At 69.1% G+C, this 7,485-nt stretch carries 5 protein-coding genes and 1 pseudogene; 1 reads left to right on the top strand and 5 read right to left on the bottom strand.

The annotated features are described in order from the left end of the window. The 3 genes and pseudogenes from ON33_RS38670 to ON33_RS28935 form a co-directional block, all read right to left on the bottom strand. Nucleotides 1–684 (bottom strand): annotated as a pseudogene (locus tag ON33_RS38670) (hypothetical protein); the annotation flags it as partial. 415 nt (nucleotides 685–1,099) lie between these two features. Further along, nucleotides 1,100–3,715, bottom strand: a complete 2,616-nt coding sequence (locus ON33_RS28940; protein ID WP_040862293.1) for a helix-turn-helix transcriptional regulator — start codon at nucleotides 3,713–3,715, stop codon at nucleotides 1,100–1,102. Between the two features lie 65 nt (nucleotides 3,716–3,780). After that, entirely contained in the window at nucleotides 3,781–4,602 is an 822-nt protein-coding gene (locus tag ON33_RS28935; RefSeq protein WP_040862292.1) for an MmyB family transcriptional regulator, read from the bottom strand. A 102-nt stretch (nucleotides 4,603–4,704) separates the two neighbouring features. Between ON33_RS28935 and ON33_RS28930 the strand changes: the two genes are divergently transcribed. Beyond that, on the top strand, nucleotides 4,705–5,241 hold the full coding sequence (locus ON33_RS28930) for a YceI family protein (RefSeq protein WP_040862291.1): 537 nt from the start codon (nucleotides 4,705–4,707) through the stop codon (nucleotides 5,239–5,241). A gap of 82 nt (nucleotides 5,242–5,323) precedes the next feature. Here ON33_RS28930 and ON33_RS28925 read toward each other — a convergent pair whose 3' ends face one another. Then, nucleotides 5,324–6,421, bottom strand: coding sequence for a CaiB/BaiF CoA transferase family protein (locus ON33_RS28925; RefSeq protein ID WP_040862290.1), 1,098 nt, complete (start codon nucleotides 6,419–6,421; stop codon nucleotides 5,324–5,326). A 108-nt stretch (nucleotides 6,422–6,529) separates the two neighbouring features. Continuing rightward, the gene (locus ON33_RS28920; RefSeq protein WP_040862289.1) at nucleotides 6,530–7,402 is read right to left on the bottom strand and encodes an amidohydrolase family protein; all 873 of its coding nucleotides are present in this window, start codon (nucleotides 7,400–7,402) and stop codon (nucleotides 6,530–6,532) included. Nucleotides 7,403–7,485: the final 83 nt, after the last annotated feature.

Below are 7,485 nucleotides of genomic sequence, written 5' to 3'. Positions count from 1 at the left end.
CCCCGCGCCGATGGCCGCACCGCCGAGGGTGCCCGCCGCGATCCTGTCGGAGCGGCTGGGGTTCACGCCGATGGAGTTGAGGCCGGTGGCCAGGCCCGCTTCGGTGCCGGCGGCCACGCCGTTGACGGTGTCGAGGACGTTGTCGGGCAGCTGATCCGGGGCCGGGGTGCTGAAGTCGCCGATGCGGACGGTGCTTGGCGGCGGGGCGATCGGGAGGACCGGGTCGACCACGGTGGGGGCGTGCAGGATTTGCAGGTCCAGGGCCGGGGCCGCCTCGTGATTCGGGATCGGGCGGAAGTTCGCCGGGATCGGGTAGTCGGCCTGCGGATGCGACCGAGGTTGCGGGAGTGGACGATTCGGCACGGTGACGCCGGGTTGCGCCAGGCTCGGGCGCGCGGCGGGTCGGTTCTGGTCACCGGCGGAGAGGGCGACGCCCGGCTGGGCCGAGCCGAGGCGGGGTCCGGTCTGGACGTCTCCGGTCGCGGACTCGCCCTGGTTGGGTGCACCGGACTGTGGATTCCCCTCCTGCCCAACGGTATTGCCCGATGCCTGCTTCCCGCCGGGCTGCGGGGCCGCCTGGGTCGAGCTGCCCTGCGCCACCGTGGCGGGCCGGTCACTCGTATTCGAGCAGGCGACGGCCAGGGCCAGCGGAACAGCGCCCACGGCGATGGCTCGCCGAGCCACGATGCTCTTACCTTCACGATGTCGACGAAGCACGCCGAAATACCCACCTTCCAAACAGATTTCGTTTCATCGGTCCGCAGAGCGTCCCTCGGTGCCGGTTATTCGCACCCGTGACCGCCCGGGCGTTGTCACGTCTCCGGTGCGGGAGGCTGCTCCGCAGGTCAGAGCGTCGAATCAGGGGGTGCGAAGTTTTCCTCACGGAGGTGGACGTCTGCACACGCCGAAAACTCCACCCGCATCGGGATTTCCCCCCTCTCTTCCCAGTGTGTGACTCTCGTTGGGTTCACATTTGGCGGGATGTCAATCGACTGGGAGCTGACCGCTCCAGTTTCGAAGGGGGCTCGACGGCACTGTCGGTGAGTGGCGAGACACGCACATCTCGTTGGTAGTGGTGGTTGACGATCCTCGGACCGGGTCAGCTCGAGGATTTGCCCGAATGTGCCCCTCCGCGCATCAATTCCGCCAGTGCCTCCCGATCGGTGACGTCGAGCTTGATGCACGCTCGATACAGGTGCCCCTCCACCGTCCGCACCGAGACCGTCAGCCGGTCCGCGATCTGCCGGTTGGACAGTCCGGCCGCCACCAGGTTCGCGATCTCCCGTTCGCGCACGGTCAGCGGCAGCGGTTGCGCGGATTGCCGCAGCGCCGGGGTCGTGGCCCCGCCGCAGGCGGCCGCCAGCCGATTGGCGGTGGCCGCGGACTCCAGGAGTCGCCGCCGATCGCCCGCCCGCTCGTGCGCGGAGGCGGCCTGCGCGGCCGCGTCGGCCGCCGAGAGCAGCGCCCCGATCGACTCGAATTCCGCTGCGGCGGCGTCCAATCCGGGTCCGTCGTGGGCCGCGACCGCCACCGCGTGCCGCGCCTGCACCCGTACCAGCCGCCCGTCGATGCGGGCCGCGAGATCCGTCAGCCGCCCGGCGACCGACTGATCGCCGAAGCGGGCGGCGGCGTGCAGCGCCATGGCCTCGATGGCGTGCTGGTGGGTGCGTGCGGCCAGGTCCCCCGCCCCCAGCGCGAGCCGTACGGCCGGCGTCGCGGTGCCCTCGGCGGCCACCTGCATGGCCCGCGCGAGCTCGAGCATCGGTTCATAGACGGCACTGTGCCGCCCGCCCCGGAGCGTCGCCGCCGCAATGGCTTCCGCCGCCTCAGCGGGCCGCCCGAGGGCCGAGTACGCCTCCGCCAGCCGCAATTGGGCGGGGAACATCCAGGCCGCCTTGCCCTCGGTGGTGAGCGCCGCGAGCGCCTGCTCGAGATTGTCGATGCCCTGCGGGAACTGGCCCTGCGCCACGTCCACGGTGCCCTGCAGAATCTTGGCCATGCCCCAGGCCAGATATTGCCCGGGGGAGGAGAACGGGTAGGGCGTATTGGCGCATCGGCGCGCGGCTTCCAGCTCGCCGGTGAAGGTGAGGGCCAGCACTTCCGCGTGCGTGGACATGAATCGGTTCAATCCGTCGATGTGGGACTCCACGGCGTGCGAGCGGGCCGCGTACTGCCGGGCCGCTTCACCGCGTCCCATGAGCGCGAGGGCCAGCCCGCCCCCGAAGGCAGCCCAGTACACCGCCCACGGTGGCGCGTCCGGGTCGGACATGACCGGCTCGGCGAGGGTGAACGCGTCGTCGAGCCGGTTCTCGTTGACCGCGCATGCGGAGGCCAGACCATCCAGTGTCGCAACAATTTTCGGATGGGTGACCCGCTTGCGCACCGATTCCAGCACGGTCTCGGCGCGATCCGCGTCGCCCATGGACCAGAACAGGTTCGACACCCGGGTGCTGCCCCAGCGTGCCAGCTGCACCTCGTTCATCTCATCCGGATCGAATCCGGCCAGTGTGCGCTCGGCCTCTATGCGATGCCCTTGCCACAACAGCGCGCGGGCCAGCAGGTCGGCGGCCTCCACGCCGCCCTGGCGTTCCACTGCCGCGCGCGCGAACCGTTCGCCCAGAGGCAGATTCGCCAGCGCGATGGCATTCGCCGCCGCGGCCAGGAACAGCTCGAGATCCGCGGATTTATCGCTGTCCAAGGCCAATTCGGCCAATCGGATGCGCTCGGACGCGGAGTTGATGGGCCGGTCCCGGAGCGAGGAGTACAGCCGGCCGCGCAGCCGGCGCGCCGACGCGATGCCCAGCCGCCGCCGGATCACCTCGCCGAACAGCGGATGGTTGTAGCGCACCAGCAACTGGTGGCTGCTCTCGACAATCCGGATGAGACCGCGTGATTCGGCGGACTCCACCGCTTCCTCGCCCGCGAGTTCGGACAGCACGTCCAGGTCGATGGGCTCGCAGAAGGTGAGCAGTTCCAGCACCCGCAGCACCGACTCGGGCAGCTGTTCGACCCGATCCTCCAGCAGCGCGGCCAGTTCCGAGGTGACCGCGGCGCGCCCGCGCAGCTGCCACACCCCGCTGACCTGCCGCAGTGTCCCGGCCTCCAGCGCGCCCTCGACCAGGTGCCGCAGGAAAAGCGCGTTGCCGCCGGAGGATTCCCACATCAGGTTGGCGGTGAAGCCCTCGAGCTGTCCGCCCAGCACGGATTCCACCAGTTCCACGCTCTGCCGCTGGCTGAACGGCTCGAGGTCGACGCGCAGCAGGTGGCCGTCCTTCCACAGCGAGGTCACCGCGTCGGGGACCTGTACTCCGCTGCGCACGGTGCACACGATGCGGGCCGCCTTGTCGATGGCCAGCTGCAGCAGCAGGGTGGCCGAGAGCTGATCGAGCAAATGGGCGTCATCGACGCCGATGATGGTGTGCCCGTCGGCGAGCAGCGCCTCGCGCGCGGCCGCCATGAAGGTCACCGGATCGTGGGCGGTGTACACCCCGACCATGTGCGCGAAGACTCCGAGGGGAATGCTGCGCGCTGATTCCGTCCCCGCGACCCAGCGGATATTGCCGCCGACGGCGGCGGTGGCCAGTCGCGCCAGCGTGGTCTTGCCGACCCCCGCGTCACCGGTGAGCACCGCACCGACGAAATCCTCGCCGGTGAGCGCCGACCTGATCGATTCGAGCTCTTTCTCCCGTTCGACCATCGGCCAATTCCGAGGCATGGGTCAACTGTAGATCGCCGGACCCGTCGCGGCAGCGGTAACGAAACCTCCGGGGCCTGCGGTTTTTATTCGTTGACCAGCCTCAATCCGGGGCTGCCGGCCTTGCGGCGGTCGACCAGCCAGATCATGACGGTCTGGTCGGCGGCCGGGTCGAAGCTCTCCACCTCGACTTCGACCTTGCCGCGCAGCGGGTGCTGGATCTCCAGCACCAGGGAGTGGAAATTGGTGAGCCGGTGCTCGCGCCAGCGGCGCTCGAACTCCGGGTAGCGGCTCAGGGCGGCGATGGCGGCCTCGACCGACGGGTCCTCGGGGAAGCGGGTCTGGGCGGCGCGCAGCGCGGAACAGGCCATATCGGCGGCGTCGGGCCAGTTCAGGAAGGTCTTCCGGGCAGCCGGGTGGGTGAAGATGTAGAGCGCGAGGTTGTTGTCCGTCTCCGTCTCGAACATGCCGAGGGGTCCGGCGAAATCGCGGAAAGCGGGGTTCCCGGCCAGGAAGTTCAGCCAGCGGCCCAGCACGAACGCGGGCGTCGGCTGCAGGGCGTCGATGACCGCCTGCAGGGTTTCGGAGACCTGCTCCCGGGCCTGCCCGGCGGTCGGGCAGGTCGCCTTCTGTTCCAGGCCGAGGACCAGATTGCCGAAGTGGTGCTTCTCGATCTCGTTGAGCCGCAAGGCTTCCGCGAGGGCGGCCAGCACGGCGGTGGAGGGGTTGGTGTCGCGGCCCTGTTCCAGGCGGGCCAGGTAGTCCGCGCTGACTCCGGCGAGCGCGGCCACTTCCTCGCGGCGCAGGCCGGGTGTGCGCCGTCGCCGGCCGGCGGGCAGTCCGACGTCCTCGGGCTGCAGCTGCGCGCGGCGGGCGATCAGGAACTCGGCGAATTCGGTGCGGGACACTCTTCCATACTGCCCGGTCCTGGTCCCGTTATCCGCGCCCTGCCAGTCCCAGGATAACCACGGTGTGGATAAACGGACCAGAGTCCACTTAAGCTTGTAGACATGACGACTTCCGAGCAGACCACCCTCGCCCCCGGCTCCTGGACCCTGGACGCCGCCCACTCCTCGGTCAACTTCACCGTGAAGCACCTGGGCATCTCCAAGGTCCGCGGCCGCTTCAACCGCTTCGAGACCGGTTTCGTGGTCAACGAGGCCGGCGAGGCCGCCATCGAGGCCATCATCTACTTCGACTCCTTCGACACCGGCAACGAGATGCGCGACGGCCACGTCCGCAGCGCCGACATCCTCGATGTCGCCAACCGCCCGCACCTGACCTTCCGCGTCCCCGAGCCGGTCGCCCTGTCCGAGGAGTTCGAGGTCACCGGCGAGGCCACCATCGGCGGCATCACCAAGCCCGTCACCCTCGAGGTCGAGTGGGGCGGCGTGCAGGTCTTCCCGCAGGACAACAAGGAGCACGCCGGCTTCACCGCCTCCGGCACCATCAAGCGCAGCGAGTTCGACGTCGCCCCGGGCATGCCCAACGCCATGCTGAGCGACAAGATCGCCATCGAGCTCGACATCCAGCTCGTCGCCCCGTAATTCCGGGAGCCCCCAGCCGCATCGGAAAAGTCAACGCCCCCGGTGGAATTCCACCGGGGGCGTTCGGCTGTCCAGCGAAAGATCAATCCGCCCAGACGGTTTCGATCGGGGTGGCCTCGTTCGGCGGCGGGGTGGGCACGCCGGCCGGGGTGCGCGAGAAGCGCGGGGCCGGGGCGTGCTGCACGACGCCGTCGATCTCGATGAGGCCGGTGCGGGCCTGAATGTGCGGGTTCTGCTCGGCCTCGGTGAAGGTCAGGACCGGGGTGGTGCAGGCGTCGGTGTGCTCGAAGATCGCCCACCACTCGTCGCGGGTCTTGGTCTTGAACTTCTCGGTGAACAGCTTGCGCAGCTGGTCCTGGCCGGCCGGGTCGATCTGGGCGGGCAGGCCCTCCGGCGAGATCTCCAGCCCGCGCAGCAGTTCCGCGTAGAACTGCGGCTCGATGCAGCCCACGGCCATGTACTTGCCGTCGGAGGTCTCGTAGGTGTCGTAGAAGGCCATGCCGGTGTCGAGCAGGTTGGTGCCGCGCTCATCGGACCACAGGCCCACGCCCTTCATGCCCCAGATCATGTGCGAGAGCGCCAGCGCGCCGTCGATCATGGCCGAGTCGATGACCTGACCCTTGCCGGAGCTCTGGCGTTCCACCAGCGCGGCCAGGATGCCGAAGACCAGGAACATGGAACCGCCGCCGAAGTCGCCCACCATGTTCAGCGGGGGCACCGGGCGTTCGCCCTTGCGGCCGATGGCATTCAGTACACCGGTCAGCGAGATGTAGTTGATGTCGTGGCCGGCGCGGTCGGCCAGCGGTCCGAACTGGCCCCAGCCGGTCATGCGGCCGTAGACCAGGCGCGGGTTGCGTTCCAGCGCGACGTCGGGACCCAGGCCCATGCGCTCGGTGACGCCCGGGCGGAAGCCCTCGAGCAGCACGTCGGCCTTCTCGACGAGGCCGAGCACCTTCTCGATGTCGTCGGGGTTCTTCAGGTCGGCCTCGACGATGGTGCGCCCACGCCACTGCGGCCGCTCCATGAAGCCGGGCAGCAGGTTGGGGCGCTGCACCCGCACCACGTCCGCGCCCAGGTCGGCGAGCAGCAGAGCCGCATGCGGACCGGGGCCGATGCCGGCCAGTTCAACAACCCGGATGCCCGCGAGCGGGCCCTGCTTGGCGGTGGATGGAGTGCTCACGCCCTACCTCGGTTCGTCGTCGAATGCTGCGCACCGGCTCACATACCGGTGTTGACGGTATGACAATAACGCGAAGTCTCGACGGCCCTCAGGGGGTGGCCCGTGGAATCAGCGATCGATGATCGGCAGGGGGAGCGTATCCGGGGGCGGCGGCCCGGGGAGTTCCGAGCGCGGCAGGCGCAGCGTGGGCGGTTCGCCCGCGGTCATCCGCATGGTCGCGTTCGGATCCTCGAAGCGGCGCTCCTTGGCGGGCAGGCCGTAGAAGGCGCGCGCATTGCCGTCGAGCACCCGGTGCAGATCCGAACCCACAGTGTCGGCGAGCAGCGAGAGGTCGGCGTCGCGGAACGGCCGCCCGGCCCGGGTGCCCGGCAGGTCGGTGCCGAACATGAGGGCCTCGGGGTTGACGGTGTGGATCTTGCGCAGGGCGGCACCGACATTCATCGCCACCCGCCCGAAACCGGAGGCCTTCACCTTGGCCCCGCGATCGACCAGGTTGAGCAGGTAGGGCAGGCATTCGTCGGACATGCCCAGGTGGTCGATGGACAGCTTGGGCAGCTTGGTGATGACCGGTTCCAGCGAGCCCAGCATGGACCCGTCGATGTAGAGCTCCACATGCCAGCCGGCCAGTTCATAGGCCCGCAGGGCCAGCATGGTCAGTCCGACGATGTCGCCGCCCGCGCGCTTGAGGTTGAAGCGGATGGCCCGCACCCCGGCCCGGTTCAGCTCGATGATCTCGGCGTCACTGGCGTCCACGTGCAGATTGGTGACGCCGACCCAGCCCTCGCCGAGTTCGGCGAGGGCGGCCAGCAGATAGCTCTGATCGGTGCCCTGGAACGACCCGCTGACCACCGCGCCGCCGTCGATATCGAAGCGGGACATGCGCTTGCGGTAGTCGGCGATGGTGTACGGGTCGGGCAGGTAGCCCTCGTTTTCGACCAGCGGGAACCGCGGATCGAAGATGTGGAGATGGGCATCGAACACGTGATCAGCATGCCTCAGAACGGTGACATGTGTGGACAACCTTGTCCGACAAGCGGATTCGTGCTGGTCAGAGCACCTTGTCC

Source organism: Nocardia niigatensis NBRC 100131 (assembly GCF_000308655.1).
Lineage (GTDB): Bacteria > Actinomycetota > Actinomycetes > Mycobacteriales > Mycobacteriaceae > Nocardia > Nocardia niigatensis.
This window is presented reverse-complemented; position numbering and strand designations above follow the sequence as displayed.

Coding starts and splice junctions, on each gene's coding strand:
- ON33_RS28940 (WP_040862293.1), bottom strand. CDS start 3,715: ATGCCTCGGAATTGGCCGATGGTCGAACGGGAGAAAGAGCTCGAATCG.
- ON33_RS28930 (WP_040862291.1), top strand. CDS start 4,705: ATGACGACTTCCGAGCAGACCACCCTCGCCCCCGGCTCCTGGACCCTG.